The organism is Cupriavidus sp. JZ107 (assembly GCF_053903255.1).
Genome location: NZ_CP096481.1, coordinates 1078803 through 1102462, shown reverse-complemented (window position 1 = coordinate 1102462; position 23660 = coordinate 1078803). Strand labels below are relative to the sequence as shown.

The following is a 23660-nucleotide window of genomic DNA, read 5'->3' as shown; positions in this document are numbered from 1 at the left end:
CGGCATTATTCCTGCGTGTTGTCCTGAGAGAAGCTTGCACTATTGGCGACGTTGCGCATGGTCGGCACCATGGCATTGGTCGTCACGGACACCCGGTGAGCCCGCAGGTACTCGTCCAGGCGCGGATCGCGAATCATCTGGCCGGCGTCGGCGGCGACGGTCAGCACGCCGCTGGCCTTGGGCGCCGCGGGCACGCCTTCACTGGTGCTGGCGACGATGGCGCCGGGCGCGGCCGGATCGGCATCGCGCATTTGCGGCACGACCACCCAGCTGACTGCGGCGACGGCAGCCGCGATCGCGGTGCCCGGCATCACGCGGCGCACCCACGACGGGCGCAGCAGAAGCCGATGGCGGCGCACCGGCGCATCGGCCAGCGCGGCGGGCGCCAGCAGGTGCGGCTCGTCCTCGAGACGGCTTGCGAAGCGCGACACGAAGGCCGCGGTCGAGCCGGCATGGGCGAGTTCCTCGGAACGCAGCGTGTCGCCGATCAACTGGAACACCGACCATTGCTCCTGGCCCGGCTCGCTCTTGGCGAGCGCCAGCACGGCTTCGAATTCATGCGGCGCCAGTTCGCCGTCGATCAATGCGGAAATCTGCTCCGCTGCCTCGGGCGCATGAACCGATTGCCTGTGAGCCTGACCCATTTCCAACCCCTCGATAACCATCGAACACCGAACAATCCCGTCACAATACTGTCGCTTCTCGATGCAGGAGCAGGCTGCAACGCTGGCCGCACGACATGTCTTTGACTTCTACCACCGCTTGCCCTCTGCCGTTCCCAGCAGCGGGCGTAATTTTTCCGCAATCGCTTCGCGTGCCCGGAAGATGCGCGATCTGACCGTACCGATCGGACACCCCATCGCTTCGGCGATTTCCTCGTAGCTGAGGCCTTCGATTTCGCGCAGCGTGATGGCGGTTCGCAATTCTTCCGGCAGGGCCTCCATGGCGCGGTTGACGGTGTCCGCCACCTGGCGCGTATGGAGCATCGACTCCGGCGTATTGATATCCCTTAGTTGCTCACCATCCGCAAAAGTTTCAGCCTCTTCGGCATCGATGTCGCTGGACGCTTCCGGCCGCCTGCCTTGCGTGGCCAGGTAGTTCTTGGCCGTATTGACAGCGATCCGGTACAACCAGGTGTAAAACGCCGACTCCCCGCGGAATTGGGGCAAGGCGCGATATGCCTTGATAAAGGCATCCTGCGCCACGTCCTCCACTTCAGCGGGGTCCCTGACCAGACGCGAGATCAACCGGATGATCTTGCGGTGGTATTTGGCCACCAGCAGTTCAAAGGCCCGCTTGTCGCCCTGCTGGACGCGTTCAACAAGGAGCTGGTCGGCTTCGCGTTCGCTCACGAATAGTTCACCTGCAGTGTATCTCTTGGTATCGCCGTCAAAACAAACGTTGTATTTTACCTACGCCATACCCCGCGAAACGTCCGCAGAGCGAAAAGCGTATTGACAGCCGGGGCGAATGCCACCGGGCGTCAGTATGCATTAAGCGGCACCGCTTGGGCCGCCTATCGCGCTCAAAGCGACCCGGGAGCCCCATGCAACGCGCGCAGCAGCGCCCGCCGCGAGACATCGGCCGCGCAATTCCGGCCATCCGGAGCGCCAGCGCTGCTCATCAGCAGCACGCGCGGCACGTCGGCTTGCGCCGCGTGCGCGGGCGCCAGGCGCAGCACCGCGGCAATACCCCCCAACCGCCAGCACGCCACGACACGGACCCTCGCCTCGCCGCCCTCGGGCAACGCGACGACGATCTGCGCCGCCGAACCGCCCGGTGCAATGCCGACAAAGCGGCATGCCGCCGCCCGCCATCCGCCTCGCCACGCCGGGACACCCGACAGCACGGCCGCCGCTGCGAGGACCGCCCACCACAGCGGGCCCGTTTCGCGCGCCGCCCAACCCTCCCCCGCCCGCCACAGCAGCCACAGCAACGCGGCAAGCTCGCAGCCCAGGAACGCCGTCAGCAGCCAACGCTGCGGATGACGCCCCGGGAACGGGAAGCAAGGGAGCGGCCGGCGGGCGCCGGCTTCAGGCACGACGGAAGACGAGCGTGCCGTTGGTACCGCCGAAGCCGAAGTTGTTCTTGACGGCCACGTCGATCTTCATTTCACGCGCGGTGTTCGGCACGTAATCGAGATCGCACTCGGGGTCCTGATTGAAGATGTTGATCGTCGGCGGCGCGACCTGGTGATGCAGGGCCAGCACCGTGAAGACCGACTCCAGGCCGCCGGCGCCGCCCAGCAGATGGCCGGTCATCGACTTGGTGGAGTTCACCGCGATCTTGTAGGCATGGTCGCCGAAGGCCAGCTTGATCGCGTCGGACTCGTTCTTGTCGCCCAGCGGCGTCGAGGTGCCGTGCGCGTTCAGGTAGTTGACTTCGTCCGGGTTGACGCCCGCGTTCTTCAGCGCGTTGACCATGCAGCGGCGCGGACCGTCGGTGCTCGGCGCCGTCATATGGAACGCGTCGCCGCTCATGCCGAAGCCCGACAGCTCGGCGTAGATCTTCGCGCCGCGCGCCTTGGCCGACTCGTATTCCTCGAGCATCATCACGCCGGCGCCCTCGCCGAGCACGAAGCCGTCGCGGTCGACATCCCACGGGCGCGAGGCAGCCGCCGGATCGTCGTTGCGGGTCGACAGCGCGCGTGCCGCGGCGAACCCGCCGATACCGAGCGGCGACACGGTCGATTCCGCGCCGCCGGCCAGCATGGCGTCGGCGTCGCCAGCCTCGATCAGGCGTGCGGCCAGGCCGATGCTGTGCAAGCCGGTGGTGCAGGCGGTCACGGCGGCCAGGTTCGGGCCCTTCAGGTTGTGGTTGATCGACAGGTGGCCGGAGATCATGTTGATGATCGAGCCCGGCACGAAGAACGGCGAAATCCGCCGCGGACCGCGATTGGTCAGCTCCGCGTGCGTGTCCTCGATCATGGGCAGGCCGCCGATGCCCGAGCCGACCAGCACGCCGATGCGATCGGCGTTGGCCTCGGTCACTTCCAGGCCGCTGTCGCGCAGGGCCTGGGTGCCGGCCGCGATGCCATAGTGGATGAAGGTATCCATATGGCGGGCTTCCTTCGCGGGAATGTAGTCCTCGACGTTGAAGCCCTTCACTTCGCCGGCGAAATGCACGGCCAGCGCGGAGTGATCGAATTTGGTGATGGTGGCAATGCCGGACTTGCCGGCAACCAGATTGGCCCAGCCTTCGGCAACCGTGTTTCCGACCGGAGACACAAGGCCGAGCCCGGTGACGACGACGCGACGACGGCTCACTATGATTTCCTACGGGTGGATGAGGCAAGGCGGAACGGGCGGCAGCCCGCGGCACCGTCAAGGCGCCAAGGCGATTCCGCCGCGCCGGCAGGCCGGCGCATCGGCCAGCCTGCCGGCCGGACTGACGGCGCGAATCCCGGCCGGCAGTTCAGCGGCACGATGGCCGATGATGGAGCCAACTTCGGCCCCACCGCAACTCCGCTTGCTCGAACAAACGAAAGCCACAGAAAACGGCACAACGGGATCTGACGACCCCTCCGCCCGTTTTCTGTGGCCCGGAATCCGGATACGACAGGCTTAGGCCTTGACGTGCGCCGACGCGTAGTCGATGGCCTGCTGCACGGTCGTGATCTTTTCGGCTTCCTCATCGGGAATTTCCATGCCGAATTCATCTTCCAACGCCATCACGAGTTCGACCGTGTCGAGCGAGTCGGCGCCGAGGTCGTTCACGAACGAGGATTCGTTCTTGATGTCGGCTTCGGCGACGCCGAGTTGCTCTGCCACGATCTTCTTGACGCGTTGTTCGATATTGTCCATTTAGCCCTCCAGGGAAGTTCGACAAAAAAGTGGGCGCATTTTAGCAGGTTTGGCCTCTGAAAATGCCGTCCGCAGTCTTTCGCAAGAAATGCACCCGTTCTTCTAAAAAAGGGGGTGACGCCAGGGCGTCGCGCCCCCTCAGTTCATATACATGCCACCGTTGACATGCAGCGTGGTGCCGGTCACATAAGCCGCCTGCGGACCGGCCAGGAAAGCCACCGCATTGGCGATGTCCTCCGGCTGACCGAGCCTGCCGAGCGGAATCTGGGTCTTGAGCGCGGCATGCTGCTCTTCCGACAGCACCTTGGTCATATCGGTATCGATGAACCCAGGTGCGACGCAATTGACGGTGATGTTGCGGCTGCCGATTTCGCGGGCCAGCGCGCGCGTCATGCCTTCCACGCCCGCCTTGGCCGCAGCATAGTTCATCTGGCCCGGGTTGCCGGTCGAACCGACCACCGAGGTGATGTTGATGATGCGTCCGCCGCGGGCCTTCATCATCGGCCGCAGCACACCGCGCGACAGGCGGAATACCGCCGACAGATTGGTGTCGATCACCGCGCTCCAGTCCTCGTCCTTCATCCGCATCGCCAGCTGGTCCTGCGTGATGCCGGCATTGTTGACGAGGATGTGGATGCCGCCGTGATTCTTGACGATCTCGTCGATCAGCGCCTCGCAGCGCGCCGCGTCGTTGACGTCGAGCACCGCGCCGGCGCCCTTGAGCTGCTCGGCCGCCAGGTATTCGCCGATCGCGGCGGCGCCCTTCTCGCTGGTGGCCGTGCCGATCACCAGCGCGCCCTGCCGGGCCAGTTCCAGCGCGATCGCGCGGCCGATGCCGCGCGAGGCGCCCGTCACCAGCGCGACCTGATTATCCAGGGTCTTGCTCATCCCGTTGTTTCTCCTTGTTGCGGTGCGTGCGGATCAGCCGCGCACCAGCGCCAGCGTGTCCTGCAGCGAGGCCGGATCGACGATGGCGCCGCCGACCAGATTGCCGTCGATGCGCTTGGTCAGCCCGGCCAGCACCTTGCCCGGACCGCATTCGATCACATGCGTGACGCCGTCGGCGGCCATCTTCTGCACCGACTCGACCCAGCGCACCGGCGCCGCGGCCTGACGCACCAGCGCGTCCTTGATCGCCTCGGGATCGTCGACGATGGCGACGTCGACGTTGTTGATCAGCGGAATCGACGGCGCCGAGAACGTCAGGCCGGCCATGCGCTCGCGCAGGCGGTCCGAAGCGGGCTTGAGCAGCGACGAATGGAACGGCGCCGACACCGGCAGCGGCAGCGCGCGCTTGGCGCCCTTGGCCTTGGCGATTTCGCAGGCCTTCTCGACCGCCGCCTTGGCGCCGGCGATCACGACCTGCGCCGGGGCGTTGAAATTGACCGCCTCGACCACGCCGGCCGCCGAGGCCTCGGCGCAGGCGGCGCGCACGTCGTCGTCGGACAGGCCGAGGATCGCGGCCATGCCGCCCTCGCCCACCGGCACCGCTTCCTGCATCGCCTGCGCGCGGAAGCGCACCAGCGGCACGGCGTCGGCAAACGCAATCACGCCGGCGGCGACCAGCGCCGAATACTCGCCGAGGCTATGGCCGGCCACCAGCGCCGGAGCCGGACCGCCGGCGTCGAGCCAGGCACGGTAGATCGCCACCGCGGCGGTCAGCATCACCGGCTGGGTGTTGGTGGTCAGGTTCAGCTCTTCGGCCGGACCTTCGGCGATCAGGCGCGCCAGGTCCTGGCCGAGCGCGTCGGACGCTTCCTGCAGCGTCGCGCGCACCACCGGGTTGTCGGCGAAGGCATTGAGCATTCCGACCGACTGCGAGCCTTGGCCGGGGAAGACGAATGAGAATTTCATCGGTTTCCGATCGGTTTGAAAATGGAATCGTCGGCGCCATCGCGCATCGGCCGCGCACCTCATCGTGCCGCGCCCCGATACCTGGCACCGGCTTGCGAATTACATGCGCAGCAGCACCGCGCCCCAGGTGAAACCGCCGCCCACGCCTTCCATCAGCACGTGGTGGCCGGGGCGGATGCGTCCGTCGCGCACCGCGACGTCGAGCGCCAGCGGGATCGACGCGGCCGAGGTGTTGCCGTGTTCATGCACGGTCGCGATCATGCGCTCGAGCGGCAGGCCGAGCTTCTTCGCGGTGCCCTGCATGATGCGGATATTGGCCTGGTGCGGAATCAGCCAGTCGAGCTTCTCGGCGGGGAAGTCCGCCGCGGCCAGCGTCTCGCGCGCGACCTTGTCGAGCACGCTGACGGCGAGCTTGAACACCGCCTGTCCATCCATGTGCAGGAAGGCATTGCCGGTGATATTGCCGGCCGCGACATTGCCCGGCACGCACAGGATATCGACGTGGCTGCCGTCGGCGTGCATCGCCGAGGACATCACGCCGGGTTCGTCCGACGCGGTCAGCACCACCGCGCCGGCGCCGTCGCCGAACAGCACGCAGGTGGTGCGATCGTTGAAGTCGAGGATGCGCGAGAACACTTCGGCGCCGATCAGCAGCACGTTGCGATGCGAGCCGCTGCGGATGAACTTGTCGGCGGTGGCCAACGCATAGGCAAAGCCGGAGCAGACGGCCTGCAGGTCGAACGCCGCGCAGTGGTTCGTGATGCCGAGCTTCTGCTGCACCAGGCAGGCGGTGCTCGGGAACACGTAGTCCGGCGTCGACGTGGCGACGATGATCAGGTCGATCTGCTGGCGGTCGATGCCGGCCGCTTCCAGCGCGCGCTCGGCCGCCTTGACGGCCAGATCGCTGCTGGTCACATCGGGCTCGGCCCAGTGGCGCGCCGAGATGCCGCTGCGCGAGACGATCCACTCGTCGCTGGTCTCGATGCCTTTCTCGGCCAGCTGCGCCGCGAGCTCGTGATTGGTGACGCGCCGCGGAGGCAGGTAGCTCCCCGTGCCGATGATTTTTGCGTAGCTTGTCATGTGGTGTCGGATCGTATTGCCGGACTCAGCGCGACCCCGGCGCGGCGGCTTGCCGGCCTGGCCGGTGCTGGCGCGCGGGGCGTGGGACCAGGGGCACCGGCGTCGCCGCTGCCTCGGTGATGCTGGGCAGGATCATGCGGCGTGTGCGCTGCGACCCGCGCTGGGCGGGTCCGTCTCCTGGCCCGCGGATGCGGTGCCCGCGGTGCTCGTCTTGTTGGCGAACGCCTGCGAAATCCGGGCGATGACGCCATTCCTGGCCGCATCATACCCGCGTTTGATTGCCCACTCAAAAGAGTGGGCATCGGCGGAACCGTGGCTCTTGATCACCAGCCCGCGCAGCCCGAGCAGCGAGGCGCCGTTGTAGCGGGCCGGATCGAGCCGGCGCGCCAGCCGCGTCAGCACCGGCATCGCGATGCCGGCCAGCAGCTTGGTGAACCAGGAGCGGGTGAATTCCTCCTTGATCATGCTGCCGATCATCTTGGCCAGGCCCTCGGTGCTCTTGAGCGCCACGTTGCCGACGAAGCCGTCGCACACCACGATGTCGGTGGTGCCCTTGAAGATGTCGTTGCCCTCGACGTTGCCGTAGAAGTTCAGCTCCGAGGCGCGCAGCAGCTCGCCGGCGCGCTTGACCACCTCGTTGCCCTTGATCACTTCCTCGCCGATGTTCAGCAGGCCGACCGTCGGGTGGTCCTTGTGGTCGACCACCGCGACCATGGCCTCGGCCATGCGGGCAAATTGCAGCAGATGTTCGGGTTCGCAGTCGGCGTTGGCGCCCAGGTCCAGCACCGTGGTGCCCCAGCCCTGCTCGTTCGGAATGGTGGTGGCGATGGCCGGGCGCTCGATGCCCTCGAGGGTCTTGAGCACATAGCGCGACACCGCCATCAGCGCGCCGGTATTGCCGGCCGAGATGCAGGCGTCGGCGGCGCCTTCCTTGACCTGGGTCACCGCGACGCGCATCGACGAATCCTTCTTCTTGCGCAGCGCGACCTCGACCGGGTCGTCCATCGTGATCACTTCGGTGGCGGCCACCACGGTCACGCGCGGATGGTTCTGCGCGTGCAGCTTGCGCAGCTGCGGCTCGATGGCATCCGGCCGCCCCACGAGCACCATCTCGGCATCCTCGTGGGCGGCAAGAAAACTGATCGCCGCCGGCACCGTCACGGATACGCCGTGATCGCCGCCCATGCAGTCGATAGCGAGTTTGATCGTCATTGTTTGCTGATGCGCGAGGCGCCGAATCCGCGCTGCGGAGGCCTCGCAGGGAATGCCGCGCCAGCGTCCACGCTTGCCGCGGCCAACAAAAAAGCGGCAAGGAGTTTGCCGCTTCTTTGTATGTCTTCTACCTGCAAGCGCGTGCGGGACGCAGCGTCACGCCGAGCGAATGCTTCAGTCGTTCTTGGTCTTGACGACCTTGCGGCCACGGTAGTAGCCGTTCGGGCTGACGTGGTGACGCAGGTGCGTTTCACCCGTGGTCGGCTCGACTGCCAGCGGCGCGACGGACAGGTGATCGTGCGAACGATGCATGCCGCGCTTGGACGGCGACTTCTTGTTCTGTTGAACAGCCATGATGACTCCTTGGAGAATTTGCGGATATTAACACACGCATCCTGCACGAGGCGTAGCCGGGCCCGGCCGGATGCTGATTAGGGGTACGACGTTGCTACTGCCGAAGCGCGCCGCCGCGGACCGTGTCCGCGCGTCAGTGCTTCGTCTTCAGACTGGCCAGCGCCGCGAAGGGCGACGGCCGCTTTTCCTCTTCCTGCTCGGCCTCGGGTTCCGGTTCGACGCTGCCGTCGGCTCCGGTCACCAGGCTCTCATGCACCTGCGGGCAGACCTCGTGCTTCGGCGCCACCGGCAGCGACAGCAGGATCTCGTCCTCGATCAGCGCCAGCAGATCGAAGCGGCGCGACCCCGCGATGACATCGATCTCGTCGTCGTCCATCGGCGCGGCATCGGCCTCGGCTTCGCTGGCCATCACCTCGAACCGGGTCGCGGTCGCGATCGGCTCGGCGTAGACCGCCAGACAACGCTGACAGTTCAGCCACATGCCGCCCTGCACCGCCAGGTCGAGGAACAGGCGCCGGCGCGCCGGCTTGCCGGGCTCGGCCGCTTCGTCCTGGACGGAACCGCTCATCGTGTAGCGGAACAGTTCGTCCGGGGCCGAGGCTGGCGCTTCGGCGGAGGTCTCGGCTATGATGCGCGGCAATTCACGCGCCGCGATCTCGCCGGCCGCCGAGCCCGAGGACCGGCAGAACTCGAAGAGATCGAACGCTTGCAAGTCGATGGGCTGAGTCATGTCGCTGAATGCGCCTGTGATACATGGCGCTGGCAATGCTGCTGAACGCTGGTCCCGTCGCCGCGGCGGCCATCGAGTGACGAGGCCTCCGCATTGCGCCGCACGAGGCGCTGGCAGGACACCACGCGGCGGATGCCTGCGCGGTAAAACGCGTGATTATACGTCGAAATCTCCGCCGCGGTCAAAGTCGAAAGCGCTTTGCCTGTTGCGCATTCCCCTTTCGCTTCAATCACTTATATGTCTTCCGCCGTGACACCCGCCGTGCCACCTCATTCACCACTGCCTGCGGCTCCCAGGCTGATTCTCGGCTCCAGTTCGCGTTATCGCCGCGAACTGCTGGAGCGCCTGCGCATTCCATTCGAGATCGACGTGCCGGACATCGACGAAACGCCGCTGTCCGGCGAGGCACCCGAGGCGACCGCACTGCGGCTGTCACGCCGCAAGGCCGAGGCGATCGCCGCCCGTCACCCCGGCGCGCTGGTGATCGGCTCCGATCAGGTCGCCACGCTGGACGGCGTCCAGGTCGGCAAGCCGGGCTCGCACGAGCGGGCACTGGAGCAGCTGCGCTGGATGCGCGGCCGCACCGTGACGTTCCATTCGGCGCTGTGCCTGCTGGACGGCCGCAGCGGCGAGGTCCAGCTGGAGGAGGTGCGTACGCTGGCGACCTTTCGCGAGCTCGGCGACAGCGAGCTGGAGGCCTATCTGCGGCTCGAGCAACCCTATGACGTGGCGGGCAGCGCCAAATCCGAAGGACTCGGCATCGCGCTGCTGTCGCGCGTCGAGTCCGACGATCCGACCGCGCTGGTCGGCCTGCCGCTGATCGCGCTGACCGGCATGCTGCGGCGCGTCGGCTATCCCTTCTTCACGGCCTGATTCCACGGGCCTCCCCCTCTCCGCTGTCGAGGACATCCGCCCATGAGCGGCACGCTATACCTGATTCCGAACACGCTGGGCAAACGCGACGAGGCCGATCCGCTGCCGGCCGTGATCCCCGCCGACGTGCAGCAGATCGCTGCCAACCTGGACTACCTGGTCGCCGAGAACGCCAAGACCGCGCGCGCCTATCTGAAGAAACTGGGGCAGACCTGCCCGCTGGCGCGGCCGATCCAGCAGATCGAGATCCGCGAACTGAATGTCAATACGCAGGAGGCCGCGCTGGCGGAATTGCTGGCCCCGGTGCTGGCGGGCCGCGACGGCGGCCTGCTGTCCGAGGCCGGCGTGCCGGCCGTGGCCGACCCGGGCGCCAATCTGGTGCGGCTGGCCCATGCGCGCGGCGTGCGGGTGCGGCCGCTGGTCGGGCCCAGTTCGATCCTGCTGGCGGTGATGGGCTCGGGGCTGAACGGCCAGAGCTTTGCGTTCAACGGCTATCTTCCGGTCGATCCGGGCGAGCGCACGCAGCGCCTGCGCGAACTGGAGCAATGGTCACGCAAGCACCGGCAAACCCAGGTCTGGATCGAGACGCCGTATCGCAACGAGGCGCTGCTGGCGGCGCTGAAGGCCAGCTGCGCTGGCACCACGCTGCTGTCGATCGCGGTGGACCTGACGCTGCCGACCGAGACCATCGTCACGCAGCCGCTGTCGGCCTGGCAGCCGGGCCGGCTGGAATTGCACAAGCGGCCGGCGATCTTCTCGATCCTCGCGGCCTGAGCGGGCCTTGCCCGGGCCCCGCCGTCAATACAGCGACTGCAGCCGCGAGCTCCACATCAGCGTCCTGGCGGCCGCGGTCCCGACCGCGGCGCCGAAGCGCTTGGCGACGCGCTCGGCGATGTTCTCCTTGACGGTGTAGTCGACGATCTCCTCGGCCTTCAGCACATCGCGCGCCACCGACTCGGCGCTGCCCAGGCCGTCGGCCAGCCCCAGCTCGATGCTGCGCTCGCCCGACCAGAACAGCCCCGAGAACAGCGTCGGATCGTCCTTCAGCCGGTTGCCGCGCCCTTCCTTGACCACCGCGATGAACTGCTCGTGGATCTGGCGCAGCATCTGTTCGGCAAACGCCTTCTGCTGCGGCGATTCCGGCGAGAACGGATCGAGCATCCCCTTGTTCGCGCCGGCGGTATACAGCCGCCGCTCGACGCCGAGCTTGTCCATCAGCCCGGTGAAACCGAAGCCATCCATCAGCACGCCGATCGAGCCGACGATGCTGGCCTTGTCGACATAGATCTTGTCGGCCGCGGCGGCCACGTAGTAGCCGCCCGACGCACAGATTTCCTCGACCACGACATACAGCGGCTTGGACGGATGCAGCGAGCGCAGGCGCTGGATCTCGTCGTTGATGATGCCCGCCTGCACCGGCGAGCCGCCCGGGGAATTGATCTTCAGGATCACGCCGGCCGCGTTGGCATCGGCGAAGGCCGCCTGCAGCGAGGCGTTGATCGACTCGGCGCTGGCCGGCGTGCCGGCGGCGATCTCGCCCTCCAGCGTGACCATCGCCGTATGCCGGCCGCTGGTGATGGCGCCGTCGGTCTTGAAGTCGAACAGCGAGAACAGCACCAGCGCGATCAGCGCGAAGCCGGCCAGGCGGAAGAAGATCTTCCAGCGGCGCGCCGCCCGTTGCTCGCGCAGCGTGGCCATCAGCACGCGCTCGAGCACATCGCGCTCCCAGCCGGCGCCGGTCTTGACCGGGCCGGCCGACTCGCCCTTGAGCCGCGCCTTGCGCTCGACCGACTCGCGGCGCGCGGCGGCCTCGGCATCGCGGACCTCGGCCTCCAGCGGGTAATCGGCGTGGCGCGCGGTTTCGAGCCGTTCACCGGCGCCGTGCCCGCTCGGGCTCTCGTCGCCGCGGCCCGGCTCGGCATCCGGCTCGTTGGGCTTCACCGGCGGTTTGTTCTCGTCTGTCATGCAAATACTCTCGAACGGGCGCCGCTACGCGGACGTCGCCGACGTTGCGCTGGGGCCCGAAAGTTTCCCGTCAAAAAAAAGCAATGCCGATGCGCGGCCGCGGCGCCCCGCCTACGGTACGGGCGGTGGCGACGGCAGCGAGGGCGGATCGTCGTACGGCGACTCTGGTATCCAGTAGACGGCGCCGTCGCGCTCCTCGACGCGCAGCTTGGCGAGCGAAGCGCCGCGGCACGGTCCGCCGACGCACAGCCCGCTGTCGGGCGCATAGGTCGCGCCATGTGTGGCGCACATCAAGTATAGGCCCGACGACTCGAAAAAGTGGCCTTCCTGCCAGTCGAGCTCCATGGGCACATGGGCGCACTGATTCAGATAGCCATGGACCTGCCCCTCGTAGCGCACCGCGAAGGCGCCGATCTCCCGGCCGCCGACCGCGACAGTGAAGCGCACGCCGACGCCGCCCTCGACCAGCTCGTGCGCCGCGCACAGCCGGCGCGCCCCGGCCGGCAGTGCCGGCACGGCTGGCGTAGTCGGCAGCGGCCCGGTGTCGGGCTCGGTATCAGCCATGGGTATGCAGCCAGTCGCTCAGGTCGGCGATCGAACTGGCGCAGTGCAGCGGCGTCATCGCGCGCAGCGAATCGGCGGGGTGGGCGCCGTAGCAGACGCCGATGCCGTGGGCGCCGGCGTTGACCGCCATCTGCAGGTCGTGCGTGGTGTCGCCGATCATCACGGTGCGCCCCATCTCCTGGCCCAGTTCACGGGTCAGCTCGTGCAGCATCGCCGGGTGCGGCTTGGAGAACGTCTCGTCGGCGCAGCGCGTGGCGTCGAACAGCGACGTCAGGCCGGTGGCGGCCAGCGCCCGCTGCAGCCCGACGCGGGTCTTGCCGGTGGCGACACCGAGGAAATAGTGCTGGCCGCGCAGCGCCTGCAGCATCTCCAGCACGCCCTCGAACAGCACGAGTTCGGCGTCGCGGGTCAGGAAATGGTAACGATAGCGTTCGGCGAGGCGCGGATAGTCGACCGGGTCCAGCGTCGGGATCGCATATTCCAGCGCGTCCTTCAGCCCGAGCCCGATCACATGGCGCGCGGCGTCCTCGTCGGGCACCGGCAGGCCCAGGTCGCGGCTGGCCAACTGGATGCACTTGGCGATGGTCGGAGTGGAATCCATCAGGGTTCCATCCCAGTCGAAGACGATCAGGTCGAAGCGTTGCCGGGCCATGGGAGTTCTCGATCGAATAATGGAGTTGCCGCGGCGGATGAAGGCGTCATCCGCTACAGGGCATGGGGAGTCGGAGCCGGATCTGCCTGCCCTGGCTGCGCCATCTGCTTCAGTTGCCGCAGGAAGGCCTCGCACTCCGCCGGCAGCGGCGCGCTCAGCGTCAGCGCCTGGCCGGTACCGGGGTGCACGAACGTCAACCGGTGCGCGTGCAGGAACATCCGCTTCAGGCCTGGCTTGACGCCGGCCCGGGCCAGCGCCTTGTTCAGCGCGAAATCGCCGTACTTGTCGTCGCCGACGATCGGAAACCCGAGTTGCGCCAGATGCACGCGGATCTGGTGAGTGCGGCCGGTCTTCAGTTCCGCCTCCAGCAGCGTGTAACCAGGAAAGGACGCCACGCGGTTGAAGACCGTATGCGAGGGCTGGCCGTCGGCCTGCACGCGGACGCGGCGCTCGCCATCCGGCGTGGTGTATTTGAACAGCGGGAAGCGGGCATGCTGACGGTTGTGGCCGAATTCGCCGGCGACGCAGGCGAAATAGCGCTTGTCCATCGCGTTGTCGCGGATCTGCTGATGCAGATGCACCAGCGCCGCGCGCTTCTTGGCCAGCAGCAGGATGCCGGAGGTCTCGCGGTCCAGCCGGTGCACCAGCTCCAGGAAACGGGCCTCGGGCCGCGCCTGGCGCAGCTGCTCGATGACGCCGAAGGCGACGCCGGAGCCGCCATGGACCGCCACGCCGGCCGGCTTGTCGATCACCAGCAGATGGGCGTCCTCGAACAGCACCGGAAACGAGGCCGCGGGCACGTAGCTGTCGGCCGTCGCCGTCGCCGCCACACGAAGTGGCGGAATACGCACAACGTCGCCGAGCTTCAGCCGATAGGTCGCATCGACACGCCCTTTGTTCACCCGCACCTCACCGGAGCGCAGGATCCGGTAGACATGGCTCTTGGGCACGCCCTTGGCCACGCGCAGCAGGTAGTTGTCGATCCGTTGGCCGTCGGCGTCTTCCCCGATGGTCACATACGCCACCTGGGGCGCATCCGTGCCGGATCGCACCTCTTTTTCAATTCGATGGCGTAACTCATTCATTTTCAAATATAATTTCCGCGCTACCCCGGCCAAAGCCGGCAGCGCAAGCGGTGTAAGCGAATTGTCGCATTTTACACTTCGGGTCACCGCTGGCCCGGCCCGGTCCCCCGCCCTCGCGTAATCCGCAGGCGCCGGACGGGCAAATTGGCGGTACGGGCCGACAGCTCCGCTGGCGGCCTGTCGCAGTAAATCAAGTAACAAGCAGCACGCACGGTACCGGCTGTGCGCAGGAAAACCGCCCAAAGGCGGGTTCGGCGCGGACTCGGTTCACGTGGGAGCAGAGTGTTCAGGTAGAACAGAATTTGATGGCGGATGCCGATACGGCATTCGCTTCGGTGAGAGAAAGTCCCGCCGCACCGGAAATCGGTGCCGGCCGGTTGCCTGGCCCCTCGCCTGATCGACGACATGGTGACAATCGCGGCGCCCGGTCGCAGAACTCCAACAAGCAGCAGGTGCGCCTGCCTTGTCGGTCGCTCAGGTCGTGGTGGCATGCCGCCGCGTCCGACAACCTTGCTCTTTGACGCGTCCTGGCCGTTCGTGGCCGGCCCCGGTGCGAGCCGAAGCGCAAGCGGCATCCTGTCGTCGCTGCCCTCCCCCGCACCCCGGCCTCCGTCCGATATCGCCGCCTGACCCTGCGCGCAGCTCGCGCATGGCCGGCATGGCGGTCCGAACCCCGCGCAGCGCGCCGACGTCTCTCTCTTTCACCCGTGCCCAGCCGGCGGCTTGCATTCGCCCCGGCGCCTTTGGCAATTCTCACGCCACCTCTCGCTTCCTCGCGTGCTTTCGAAACGCCGCGCGGCACTACCGGTGCCGGCCGCGGCATTGGAACGAGGGTTTGCGATGAAACGCATGCTGTTCAATGCGACGCAGCAGGAGGAATTGCGCGTCGCCATCGTCGACGGTCAGAAGCTGATCGACATCGATATCGAGACCGCCGGGCGCGAGCAGCGCAAGGGCAATATCTACAAGGGCGTGATCACCCGCATCGAGCCGTCGCTCGAAGCGTGTTTCGTCAACTACGGCGAAGAGCGCCACGGTTTCCTGCCGTTCAAGGAAGTGGCCCGGGCCTACTTCAAGGAAGGCGTCGACGTGCGCAACGCGCGCATCCAGGACGCGCTGCACGAAGGCCAGGAACTGATCGTCCAGGTCGAGAAGGAAGAGCGCGGCAACAAGGGCGCGGCGCTGACCACGTTCATCTCGCTGGCCGGCCGCTACCTGGTGCTGATGCCGAACAACCCGCGTGGCGGCGGCGTGTCGCGCCGGATCGAGGGCGAGGACCGCCAGGAACTGCGCGAGACGATGGGCCAGCTGACCGTGCCCGACGGCATGAGCATCATCGCCCGCACCGCCGGCATCGGCCGCTCGGCCGAGGAACTGCAGTGGGACCTGAACTACCTGCTGCAGCTGTGGAAGGCCATCGACGGCGCCGCCGGCGACAACAAGGCGCCGCTGCTGATCTATCTCGAATCGAGCCTGGTGATCCGCGCGATCCGCGACTACTTCCAGCCCGACATCGGCGAGATCCTGATCGACACCGACGACATCTACGAGCAGGCCCGCGCCTTCATGAGCGTGGTGATGCCCGACAACATGAACCGCGTGAAGAAGTACCGGGACGACGTGCCCCTCTTCTCGCGTTTCCAGATCGAACACCAGATCGAATCGGCGTATTCCCGCATGGTGATGCTGCCGTCGGGCGGCGCCATCGTGATCGACCACACCGAGGCGCTGGTCTCGGTCGACGTCAACTCGGCGCGCGCCACCAAGGGTGCCGACATCGAGGAAACCGCGCTGCGCACCAACCTCGAAGCGGCCGACGAGATTGCTCGCCAGCTGCGCCTGCGCGACCTGGGCGGCCTGATCGTCATCGACTTCATCGACATGGAGTCGAACAAGGCGCAGAAGGACGTCGAGACGCGCCTGAAGGACGCGCTGCGCCATGACCGCGCGCGCGTGCAGATGGGCAAGATCAGCCGCTTCGGCCTGATGGAGCTGTCGCGCCAGCGCCTGCGTCCGTCGCTGTCCGAGGGCTCGCATATCACCTGCCCGCGCTGCAACGGCACCGGCCATATCCGCGATACCGAATCGTCCGCCCTGCAGGTGCTGCGCATCATCCAGGAAGAGGCGATGAAGGAAAACACCGCCGCGATCCACTGCCAGGTGCCGGTCGAGGTCGCCGCCTTCCTGCTCAACGAGAAGCGCCAGGACATCAACCTGATCGAGCTGCGCTTCAAGGTCAACGTGCTGCTGATCCCGAACAAGCATCTGGAAACGCCGCACTACAAGCTCGAGCGCCTGCGCCACGACGATCCGCGCCTGGAAGAAAGCACCGCCAGCTACCGCATGGCCGAGGCCGCCGCCAAGGAACTGGAGGCGGACACCAGCTACAGCAGCCGCAAGAAGGAAGACGCCAAGCCGCGCCAGGAAGCCGCGGTCAAGGGCATCACCCCCGAGCAGCCGGCGCCGGTTTCGGTGCCGCGCCCCGAGCGCGCTCCGCGCCAGGAAGCCCCGGCGGCCAAGCCGGCCGCTCCGGCCGCGGCGACGCAGCCGATCGGCAGCGGCGGCTTCATCGCCTGGCTCAAGGGCCTGTTCGGCGCCCGTCCGGCACCGGCCCCGGTGCAGCCGGCCAAGCCGGCCGCGGCGGAAGCCCGCACCGGCGGCAATGGCGAGGGCGGCCGGCGCGAGCGCGGCCAGCGTGGCGAACGTGGACAGCGTGGTGAACGCGGCGAGCGCGGCGACCGTACCGAACGGGGCGAGCGTGCCGAACGTGGCGAGCGCCAGGCTGGCCGCGGCCAGCGTGCGGAACGCGGCGAGCGTGCCGAACGTGGTGAGCGCACCGAACGCGGTGAACGTGCGGAGCGCGGCGAGCGCGGCGAGCGGGCCGACCGTCAGCAGCGCCAGCCGCGCCAGGCCGAGGCGCAGCCGGCGCAGGCCGAAGCGCGCCAGCCGGACGCCGTGCAGGGCGAACGTGGCGAGCGCACCGAGCGCAGCGAGAACCGTCGCGAACGCAACCAGGAACGCCGCGAGCGCCAGCGCGAACGGCAACGTGAGCGCAGCGAGACCCGCGCCGCCGATGCCGAGCTTGCCGACGTGGAAGCCGGCGCGCCGATCCAGCCGGTGCCGGTTGCCGCGCTGACCGACGAGGCCGGCGCCGTCCGCGCCGAACTGCCGGAAACCGCGGACATCGCTGAAAACGGCGAGGGCGAAGAGCGCCGCCGCCGCAATCGCCGCGGCCGCAACCGCTATCGCCGCGAGCGCGAGGAAGGCGCCACCACGGAAGCCACCGAAGCCGCCGAGGCTGCGGACGCCGAAAGCGCCGAGGGCCAGGCCGGCGGCACGATGGCCGCCATGCCGGCCACCGGCCAGGCGCTGGCCGAAGCCGGCGAGGCTGCCGGCGTGACGCCGGTGCCGGTCGCCGCGGTCGCGGCCGCGGAAGCGGAAACCGCGGGCGTCGCCCCGACCGCCGCGATGCCGACCCAGGCCATGCCGGCCGAACCGGCCCCCGCTCCGGTGATCGCCGCCGAACTGGCGCCGGGCCGCTCGGCCGCGACGCAGGTGTCGCCGGCCGAAGCCGTCGACCCGACCGCGCCGGCCCCGCAGGCGCCTGTCACGGCAGCTGCCGAGCAGGTGCCCGCCGAGGTCGCCACTCAATCCGCCAACCAGGCCGCCACCGAAGCCGCGCCCGCAACGGCGGCCGAAGTGACGACGGAAGCCGCGCCGGTAGCGACGCCCGAAGCGGCGCCGGTATCGACGCCGACAGCGGCCGTCGAAGCGGTCAGCGCACCGGCAGCGCAGCAGCCGCAAGCCGCCCCGGTCACCGCCCCCGCCACGGCGCTGTCGGCCGACGCGCTCGAGCCGATGCTCAATGCCGCCGGCCTGCAATGGGTGCACACCGACAGCGCCAAGTACCGTGCCGCGCAGGAAGCCGCCGCGCGCATCGTGCCGGCGCCGCGCGTGCCGCGCGAGCGCAAGCCGCTGCCGCCGCTGCCGCAGGGCCCGATGGTGCTGGTCGAGACCGGCGGCCGCGAGGTCACGATGGACTCGCAGCAGTCGGCCGCGCAGCAGTAAGGCGCGACGGACAGGCGCCTCTCGGCGCCACGACGGCAGAAAAGGGGACGGCACCGCCGTCCCCTTTTTCTTTGCCCGCCCGCGCCAACCGGCCGTCCCGGCGATCCCTCCACGCAAGCTCGGCTAGAATGGCGGCAGAACGGCGCCGGGCTGGCGGCGACCTATCACGACATGACCGAATCCGTCATTCCCATCTTCGATCTGCGCGAGCATCGATACCACTCGATGAAGCCCGCGATCCCCGCGCGGCTGGAAACGCCGAGCGGGCTGCTGGCCGACCGCCGCGGTCGGCCGCTGCACGACCTGCGCATCTCGGTGACCGACCGCTGCAATTTCCGCTGTGTCTACTGCATGCCGAAGGAGGTGTTCGACAAGGACTACACCTTCCTGCCGCATTCGGAGCTGCTCAGCTTCGAGGAGATCGAGCGCGTTGCGCGCCTGTTCGTCGCCCATGGCGTCGAAAAGATCCGGCTGACCGGCGGCGAGCCGCTGCTGCGCAAAAATATCGAGAAGCTGGTCGAAATGCTGGCGCGCATCGAGACGCCGGCCGGCAAGCCGCTGGACCTGACGCTGACCACCAATGCCTCGCTGCTGGCCCGCAAGGCGCGTGCGCTGCGCGACGCCGGGCTGACGCGGGTCTCGGTCAGCCTCGATGCGATCGACGACGCCACCTTCCGCCGCATGAACGACGTCGACTTCGCCGTGGCGGACGTGCTCAAGGGCATCGAGACCGCGCAGGCGGTCGGGCTGGCGCCGCTGAAGGTCAACATGGTGGTCAAGCGCGGCACCAACGACGCCGAGATCGTGCCGATGGCGCGCCATTTCCGGGGCAGCGGCATCATCGTCCGCTATATCGAGTTCATGGACGTCGGTGCCAGCAACCATTGGCGCATGGACGAGGTGCTGCCGTCGGACGAAGTGGTCGCGCGCATCGACGCGGCGTTTCCGCTCGAACCGATTGCGGCCAACTACAGCGGCGAGACCGCGCAGCGCTGGCGCTACCGCGACGGCGCCGGCGAGATCGGCGTGATCTCCAGCGTCACGCACGCCTTCTGCGGCGATTGCAGCCGCATCCGGCTGTCGACCGAGGGCCGGCTCTATCTGTGCCTGTTTGCCACCGAGGGCTACGATCTGCGCACGCTGCTGCGCGACGGGCACAGCGACCTCGAGATCGCCAACGCGATCGCCGGCGTCTGGCGCGAGCGCACCGACAACTATTCGGAGCAGCGCGGCGACGAGCAGGTGCGCGCGGCCCGCGCGGCGCGCAAGATCGAGATGTCCTATATCGGCGGCTAGGCGCGCCGCCTCGGCTCCGATCCCATCAACGCTTCAACGCTTTACCCCTTTTTCTCCTGCACCGCGATGATCGAACGCGAAGACATTACCGGCCTGATCCTGGCCGGCGGACGCGGCAGCCGCATGGGCGGCACCGACAAGGGCCTGCAGTCGCTGCGTGGCGCGCCGATGGCGATGCACACGATGATGCGGCTCTCGCCACAGACCGGCGCGCTGCTGATCAATGCCAACCGCAACCTGGCCGCCTACGAGTCGTTCGGCGTGCCGGTGGTCACCGACTCGGTGCCCGACTTCGCCGGCCCGCTGGCCGGCATGCTGGCCGGCCTGGAACAGTGCCAGACGCGCTGGATGGTCACCGCGCCGTGCGATTCGCCGTTCCTGCCGACCGATCTGGTGGCGCGGCTGGCGCAGGCGATCGAACGTGAAGGGGCCGAGATGGCGATGCCGGTCACCCTCGACGAGCAGGGCCGCCGCCAGACGCAGCCGGTGTTCCTGCTGATGCCGCATACCGCGCTGGACAGCCTGGTCGCCTTCCTGAACGGCGGCGGCCGCAAGATCGAGGCGTGGGCCTCGCAGCACCGGCTGGCCGAAGTGCCGTTCGACGATGCGGCGCCGTTCGCCAATATCAACACGCTGGACGAACTGCGCACCTTCGAGGCGCGCTGAACGGAGCAAAGAGCGCGGCCCCGGCCGGCCCGCGGCTGAGCTTTCCGACCGGCACCCGCTGCGCCCAAACCGAACCCAACCCCGAACCTGATCCCTACCCGAACCCTGCCATGCCGTCCTTGCAATCCGTGATCTCCTGCCTGTCCGACTACGATCCCACCGCGCTGCCGGTGGCGCAGGCCAACCGGATCATCGCCGACGTGGTCGAACCGGTCAGCGGCATCGAGCAGGTCGCGATCCGCGCGGCGCTGGACCGCGTGCTGGCCGAGGACGTGGTGTCGCCGCTCGACGTGCCGGCGCACGACAACTCGGCAATGGACGGCTATGCCTTCGCCAGCGCCGCGCTGCAGGCTGCAAGCGGCGGCGAGGTGACGCTGCGCGTCATCGGCACCGCGCTGGCCGGCGAGGCGCACGGCCTGGTCCCGGCCGCCGGCGAGGCGGTACGGATCATGACCGGCGCGGTGATGCCGGCTGGCTGCGATACGGTAATCCCGCAGGAATTCACGCAGCGCCTAACGCAGGGGACGGGCGAGACAGCAGGCGAGGCAGCAGGCGAGACCGTACGCTTTGCCGCCGACGCGGTGCGGGCCGGCGACAACCGCCGCCTGCGCGGCGAAGACCTGGCGCGCGGCAAACCCGCGCTCAGGCAGGGCCGCGTGCTGCAGCCCGCCGACCTCGGCCTGCTGGCCTCGCTCGGCATCGCCGAGGTCAAGGTCCGGCGGCGGCTGCGCGTGGCCTTCTTCTCGACCGGCGACGAGCTGCGTTCGATCGGGGAGCCGCTCGACGCCGGCTGCGTCTACGACTCGAACCGCTACACGCTGCACGGCATGCTGCGACGGCTGCATGTCGATCTGATCGACATGGGCGTGGTGCACGACGATCCCGCCGCGCTCGAGGCCGCGCTGCGCAGCGCCTGCGAAAACGCGGATGCGGTGATCACATCGGGCGGCGTGTCGGTCGGCGAGGCCGACTACACCAAGCAGATCATGGCCGAACTCGGCGACGTGACCTTCTGGAAAATCGCGATGCGCCCCGGCCGGCCGATGGCCTTCGGCCGCATCGCGTCGAACGGCCATCAGGCGCTGCTGTTCGGCCTGCCCGGCAATCCGGTCGCGGTGATGGTGACCTTCTACCATTTCGTCCGCGCCGCGCTGCACCGGATGATGGGCGCGGACATCTCGCCGCCGCCGCTGATGCGCGTGCGCAGCGCCCAGGCGATCCGCAAGAAGCCGGGCCGCACCGAATACCAGCGCGGCATCCTCGCTCGCGGCGCCGACGGCCAGTGGGAGGTGCGCATCACCGGCCAGCAGGGCTCGGGCGTGCTGCGCTCGATGAGCGAGGCCAACTGCTTCATCGTGCTGGCACACGAGCAAGGCGGCGTCGCGGCCGGCGATCCGGTCGAGGTCATGCTGTTCGAGGGCCTGCTGTAAGGTCGCCGCCCCCACCATTCGCTCCACCGCGGCACGGCGGCACCGCCCCGCTCCACTGTCGTTTTTTTGCTTACCGAAGCCGTGCCGGCGGCCGCTTTTGGCCGGCCCGGCGGGGCGAGGCTATGCGCCACGCCACCCATTCGCTACACTTGCCGCAACCCAACTCTTCCCCACTGCCACGCTGTCATGAATCAGGAGATCGCTTACCTCCACCCCGTCAAGACCGCACGCGCGCTCGTCCTGGTCTATCTGTGCTTCTCGGTGCCGATCGTGTCGATGGGGTTGTTCGTGGCCTTTGTCCGCTATGGCGATCTGCCCGGCATCACGGTGTTCACCGCGCTGATTCTGAACGCGCTGGTCGGCTTCGGCCTGCTGTGGCTGGCCTGCAAGGCCTACAACTGGGTGGCGGCCCGCTTCGGCGGCATCGAGGTGACGATCCGCAATCTGCCGAACGAAGGGCAATAAGGAAAAGCTTGTCGTCCCCGCGCAGGCGGGGACCCAGTGACTCCCAAAGACGCTGGGTTCCCGCGTGCGCGGGAACGACTTGATACCGCGATCAGAAGCGCATCCGATGGATGCGTTTTTTTATTGCGGCGGCTCCCCGCCTTGCCCGCTCTCCCCTCGTTCCCCGCGTTCCTCGTCCTCCGGCAAGCCGAGCAGCTGCTCGGCCGCCTCCGACGGCAGCGCCTCGACCTTGCGCAGCTTGCGCGCCATCTGGCGGCTGCGCACCTCGGCCTGCTCGATATTGCGGGCGGCGCGCTCGAGCGTGTCCCGGGTGCGCGCCAGCACGTCGCCGAACTTGCCGAACTCGGTCTTGACGGCGCCCAGTACCTCCCACACCTCGCTCGAGCGCTTTTCCAGCGCCAGCGTGCGAAAGCCCATCTGCAGGCTGTTGAGCACCGCGGTCAGCGTGGTCGGGCCGGCCACCGTCACGCGGTGATTGCGCTGCAGCAGGTCGGTCAGTCCCGGCCGGCGCAGCACCTCGGCATAGAGTCCCTCGGTCGGCAGGAACAGGATCGCGAAATCGGTGGTGGCCGGCGGCGACAGGTACTTCTCGGCGATGGTCTGCGCCTCGCGCTTGATCGCGACTTCGAGTTCTCGGCCGGCGGCGGCCACGCCGTCGACATCGCCATGTTCCTGCGCATCGGTCAGCCGTTCGTACTGCTCTTTCGGAAACTTGGCGTCGATCGGCAGCCAGACCGTGCCGTTGCCGTTGCCGTTGCTATTACCCGCGGCGTTGCCGACGCCGACCTCCTTGCCGGGCAGCCGGATCGCGAACTCGACCCGTGCGCCCGAATTCGGCACGGTCTCGACGTTGCGCGCGTATTGCTCGGGCGTCAGGATCTGCTGCAGCAGCATCTCGAGCTGGACCTCGCCCCAGGTGCCGCGCGTCTTCACATTGGTCAGCACGCGCTTCAGGTCGCCGACGCCCTGCGCCAGCATCTGCATCTCGCCCAGGCCCCGATGCACCTGCTCGAGCCGGTCCGACACCATGCGGAACGATTCGCCCAGCCGCTGCTCCAGCGTCGCGTGCAGCTTCTCGTCGACGGTGCGGCGCATCTCGTCGAGCCTGGCGGCGTTGTTGGCCTCGATGTCCTTGAGCTTCTGTTCCAGCGTGTTACGCACCTCGCCCAGGCGCCGCTCGTTCGATTCGGTCAGCTTGGCCAGCTGCTGCGCGAACATGTCGATCTGGTTGTTCTGCAGCGTGGCGATATGCGTCATTTGCGCCGACAGCGTCTGCTGGAAGCGCATCATCTGCTCGCTGGTCTCGTCGCGCCCGAGTCGCGCGGCCTCGGCGACCTCGCCGCGCAGGCTGCGTTCGAGCCGTTCGCTGTCGCGTTCGCCGCGTTCGCGCCAGTCCGCCAGCCGTTGCAGCAATTCCGCGTGGCCGCCGTCGCGCCCGCGCGTCAGCAAGAGCACCAGCGTCAGCAGGGACAGCAGCAGGATTGCCGCCAGGGCGATCAGGATCAGCGAGGAGGAGGACATCGGGGACGGGGTCGTCAACAAGGCGCCGCCGCGGCCAGGGCA

Annotated in this window: 23 protein-coding genes; 7 read left to right on the top strand and 16 right to left on the bottom strand. The window is 68.1% G+C overall.

Annotation, left to right across the window (positions count from 1 at the left end; translation table 11 throughout):
* Positions 1–5: 5 nt before the first annotated feature.
* The 11 genes from M1D55_RS14575 to M1D55_RS14525 form a co-directional block, all read right to left on the bottom strand.
* On the bottom strand, positions 6–644 hold the full coding sequence (locus M1D55_RS14575) for a sigma-E factor negative regulatory protein (protein ID WP_023263373.1): 639 nt from the start codon (positions 642–644) through the stop codon (positions 6–8).
* A 108-nt stretch (positions 645–752) separates the two neighbouring features.
* Positions 753–1352 carry an RNA polymerase sigma factor RpoE gene (gene rpoE / locus M1D55_RS14570; protein WP_006578764.1) on the bottom strand — a complete coding sequence of 200 codons (600 nt, stop codon included), beginning with the start codon at positions 1350–1352 and terminating at the stop codon, positions 753–755.
* A gap of 173 nt (positions 1353–1525) precedes the next feature.
* A complete protein-coding gene (locus M1D55_RS14565) occupies positions 1526–2041 on the bottom strand; it encodes a hypothetical protein (protein WP_456282458.1) in 516 nt (171 codons plus the stop codon).
* A complete protein-coding gene (fabF, locus tag M1D55_RS14560) occupies positions 2034–3266 on the bottom strand; it encodes a beta-ketoacyl-ACP synthase II (protein WP_006577663.1) in 1233 nt (410 codons plus the stop codon). The genes M1D55_RS14565 and fabF overlap by 8 nt, the downstream gene beginning before the upstream one ends.
* 297 nt (positions 3267–3563) lie before the next feature.
* Positions 3564–3803 (bottom strand): acyl carrier protein, encoded by a 240-nt coding sequence (gene acpP / locus M1D55_RS14555; RefSeq protein WP_006577662.1) that lies wholly within the window; start codon positions 3801–3803, stop codon positions 3564–3566.
* Between the two features lie 138 nt (positions 3804–3941).
* Positions 3942–4691, bottom strand: a complete 750-nt coding sequence (gene fabG, locus M1D55_RS14550; RefSeq protein ID WP_006577661.1) for a 3-oxoacyl-ACP reductase FabG — start codon at positions 4689–4691, stop codon at positions 3942–3944.
* 33 nt (positions 4692–4724) lie between these two features.
* Entirely contained in the window at positions 4725–5657 is a 933-nt protein-coding gene (gene fabD / locus M1D55_RS14545) for an ACP S-malonyltransferase (protein ID WP_006577660.1), read from the bottom strand.
* Between the two features lie 99 nt (positions 5658–5756).
* Positions 5757–6737, bottom strand: coding sequence for a beta-ketoacyl-ACP synthase III (locus M1D55_RS14540; protein ID WP_006577659.1), 981 nt, complete (start codon positions 6735–6737; stop codon positions 5757–5759).
* Between the two features lie 132 nt (positions 6738–6869).
* On the bottom strand, positions 6870–7949 hold the full coding sequence (plsX, locus tag M1D55_RS14535) for a phosphate acyltransferase PlsX (protein WP_023263341.1): 1080 nt from the start codon (positions 7947–7949) through the stop codon (positions 6870–6872).
* Between the two features lie 174 nt (positions 7950–8123).
* Entirely contained in the window at positions 8124–8303 is a 180-nt protein-coding gene (gene rpmF / locus M1D55_RS14530; protein WP_006577657.1) for a 50S ribosomal protein L32, read from the bottom strand.
* 133 nt (positions 8304–8436) lie between these two features.
* Positions 8437–9033, bottom strand: a complete 597-nt coding sequence (locus M1D55_RS14525) for a DUF177 domain-containing protein (protein ID WP_006577656.1) — start codon at positions 9031–9033, stop codon at positions 8437–8439.
* A gap of 237 nt (positions 9034–9270) precedes the next feature.
* Between M1D55_RS14525 and M1D55_RS14520 the strand changes: the two genes are divergently transcribed.
* Complete coding sequence (locus M1D55_RS14520; protein ID WP_006577655.1) at positions 9271–9906, top strand: Maf-like protein; 636 nt, start codon at positions 9271–9273, stop codon at positions 9904–9906.
* A 42-nt stretch (positions 9907–9948) separates the two neighbouring features.
* A complete protein-coding gene (locus M1D55_RS14515; RefSeq protein WP_064575970.1) occupies positions 9949–10680 on the top strand; it encodes an SAM-dependent methyltransferase in 732 nt (243 codons plus the stop codon).
* Positions 10681–10704: 24 nt separating this feature from the next.
* Here M1D55_RS14515 and M1D55_RS14510 read toward each other — a convergent pair whose 3' ends face one another.
* The 4 genes from M1D55_RS14510 to M1D55_RS14495 form a co-directional block, all read right to left on the bottom strand.
* Positions 10705–11871, bottom strand: coding sequence for a S49 family peptidase (locus M1D55_RS14510; RefSeq protein WP_023263339.1), 1167 nt, complete (start codon positions 11869–11871; stop codon positions 10705–10707).
* 111 nt (positions 11872–11982) lie between these two features.
* Positions 11983–12435: a Rieske (2Fe-2S) protein gene (locus M1D55_RS14505; RefSeq protein WP_456282457.1), complete on the bottom strand. Its 453-nt coding sequence runs from the start codon at positions 12433–12435 to the stop codon at positions 11983–11985.
* On the bottom strand, positions 12428–13087 hold the full coding sequence (locus M1D55_RS14500) for an HAD-IA family hydrolase (RefSeq protein WP_006579740.1): 660 nt from the start codon (positions 13085–13087) through the stop codon (positions 12428–12430). The genes M1D55_RS14505 and M1D55_RS14500 overlap by 8 nt, the downstream gene beginning before the upstream one ends.
* 53 nt (positions 13088–13140) lie before the next feature.
* Complete coding sequence (locus tag M1D55_RS14495) at positions 13141–14172, bottom strand: RluA family pseudouridine synthase (RefSeq protein ID WP_064575962.1); 1032 nt, start codon at positions 14170–14172, stop codon at positions 13141–13143.
* An 840-nt stretch (positions 14173–15012) separates the two neighbouring features.
* Between M1D55_RS14495 and M1D55_RS14490 the strand changes: the two genes are divergently transcribed.
* The 5 genes from M1D55_RS14490 to M1D55_RS14470 all read left to right on the top strand — a co-directional run bounded on the left by M1D55_RS14490 (position 15013) and on the right by M1D55_RS14470 (position 22097).
* Positions 15013–18240, top strand: a complete 3228-nt coding sequence (locus M1D55_RS14490) for an Rne/Rng family ribonuclease (RefSeq protein WP_456282456.1) — start codon at positions 15013–15015, stop codon at positions 18238–18240.
* A gap of 171 nt (positions 18241–18411) precedes the next feature.
* Positions 18412–19536 carry a GTP 3',8-cyclase MoaA gene (gene moaA / locus M1D55_RS14485; RefSeq protein WP_456282455.1) on the top strand — a complete coding sequence of 375 codons (1125 nt, stop codon included), beginning with the start codon at positions 18412–18414 and terminating at the stop codon, positions 19534–19536.
* 66 nt (positions 19537–19602) lie between these two features.
* Complete coding sequence (mobA, locus tag M1D55_RS14480) at positions 19603–20202, top strand: molybdenum cofactor guanylyltransferase MobA (protein ID WP_064575957.1); 600 nt, start codon at positions 19603–19605, stop codon at positions 20200–20202.
* A 110-nt stretch (positions 20203–20312) separates the two neighbouring features.
* A complete protein-coding gene (gene moeA, locus M1D55_RS14475; protein WP_456282454.1) occupies positions 20313–21632 on the top strand; it encodes a molybdopterin molybdotransferase MoeA in 1320 nt (439 codons plus the stop codon).
* Positions 21633–21818: 186 nt separating this feature from the next.
* A complete protein-coding gene (locus tag M1D55_RS14470; protein WP_006576515.1) occupies positions 21819–22097 on the top strand; it encodes a hypothetical protein in 279 nt (92 codons plus the stop codon).
* Positions 22098–22217: 120 nt separating this feature from the next.
* Here M1D55_RS14470 and M1D55_RS14465 read toward each other — a convergent pair whose 3' ends face one another.
* Positions 22218–23618: a DNA recombination protein RmuC gene (locus M1D55_RS14465; protein ID WP_456282453.1), complete on the bottom strand. Its 1401-nt coding sequence runs from the start codon at positions 23616–23618 to the stop codon at positions 22218–22220.
* Positions 23619–23660 lie beyond the last annotated feature (42 nt).

What these genes read in the sequence shown, in the direction of transcription:
- M1D55_RS14575 (WP_023263373.1), bottom strand. Translation starts at nt 644, where the DNA reads ATGGGTCAGGCTCACAGGCAATCGGTTCATGCGCCCGAGGCAGCGGAG.
- acpP (WP_006577662.1), bottom strand. Translation starts at nt 3,803, where the DNA reads ATGGACAATATCGAACAACGCGTCAAGAAGATCGTGGCAGAGCAACTC.
- fabG (WP_006577661.1), bottom strand. Translation starts at nt 4,691, where the DNA reads ATGAGCAAGACCCTGGATAATCAGGTCGCGCTGGTGACGGGCGCCTCG.
- fabD (WP_006577660.1), bottom strand. Translation starts at nt 5,657, where the DNA reads ATGAAATTCTCATTCGTCTTCCCCGGCCAAGGCTCGCAGTCGGTCGGA.
- M1D55_RS14540 (WP_006577659.1), bottom strand. Translation starts at nt 6,737, where the DNA reads ATGACAAGCTACGCAAAAATCATCGGCACGGGGAGCTACCTGCCTCCG.
- plsX (WP_023263341.1), bottom strand. Translation starts at nt 7,949, where the DNA reads ATGACGATCAAACTCGCTATCGACTGCATGGGCGGCGATCACGGCGTA.
- rpmF (WP_006577657.1), bottom strand. Translation starts at nt 8,303, where the DNA reads ATGGCTGTTCAACAGAACAAGAAGTCGCCGTCCAAGCGCGGCATGCAT.
- M1D55_RS14525 (WP_006577656.1), bottom strand. Translation starts at nt 9,033, where the DNA reads ATGACTCAGCCCATCGACTTGCAAGCGTTCGATCTCTTCGAGTTCTGC.
- M1D55_RS14520 (WP_006577655.1), top strand. Translation starts at nt 9,271, where the DNA reads ATGTCTTCCGCCGTGACACCCGCCGTGCCACCTCATTCACCACTGCCT.
- M1D55_RS14515 (WP_064575970.1), top strand. Translation starts at nt 9,949, where the DNA reads ATGAGCGGCACGCTATACCTGATTCCGAACACGCTGGGCAAACGCGAC.
- M1D55_RS14510 (WP_023263339.1), bottom strand. Translation starts at nt 11,871, where the DNA reads ATGACAGACGAGAACAAACCGCCGGTGAAGCCCAACGAGCCGGATGCC.
- M1D55_RS14505 (WP_456282457.1), bottom strand. Translation starts at nt 12,435, where the DNA reads ATGGCTGATACCGAGCCCGACACCGGGCCGCTGCCGACTACGCCAGCC.
- M1D55_RS14500 (WP_006579740.1), bottom strand. Translation starts at nt 13,087, where the DNA reads ATGGCCCGGCAACGCTTCGACCTGATCGTCTTCGACTGGGATGGAACC.
- M1D55_RS14495 (WP_064575962.1), bottom strand. Translation starts at nt 14,172, where the DNA reads ATGAATGAGTTACGCCATCGAATTGAAAAAGAGGTGCGATCCGGCACG.
- M1D55_RS14490 (WP_456282456.1), top strand. Translation starts at nt 15,013, where the DNA reads ATGAAACGCATGCTGTTCAATGCGACGCAGCAGGAGGAATTGCGCGTC.
- moaA (WP_456282455.1), top strand. Translation starts at nt 18,412, where the DNA reads ATGACCGAATCCGTCATTCCCATCTTCGATCTGCGCGAGCATCGATAC.
- mobA (WP_064575957.1), top strand. Translation starts at nt 19,603, where the DNA reads ATGATCGAACGCGAAGACATTACCGGCCTGATCCTGGCCGGCGGACGC.
- moeA (WP_456282454.1), top strand. Translation starts at nt 20,313, where the DNA reads ATGCCGTCCTTGCAATCCGTGATCTCCTGCCTGTCCGACTACGATCCC.
- M1D55_RS14470 (WP_006576515.1), top strand. Translation starts at nt 21,819, where the DNA reads ATGAATCAGGAGATCGCTTACCTCCACCCCGTCAAGACCGCACGCGCG.
- M1D55_RS14465 (WP_456282453.1), bottom strand. Translation starts at nt 23,618, where the DNA reads ATGTCCTCCTCCTCGCTGATCCTGATCGCCCTGGCGGCAATCCTGCTG.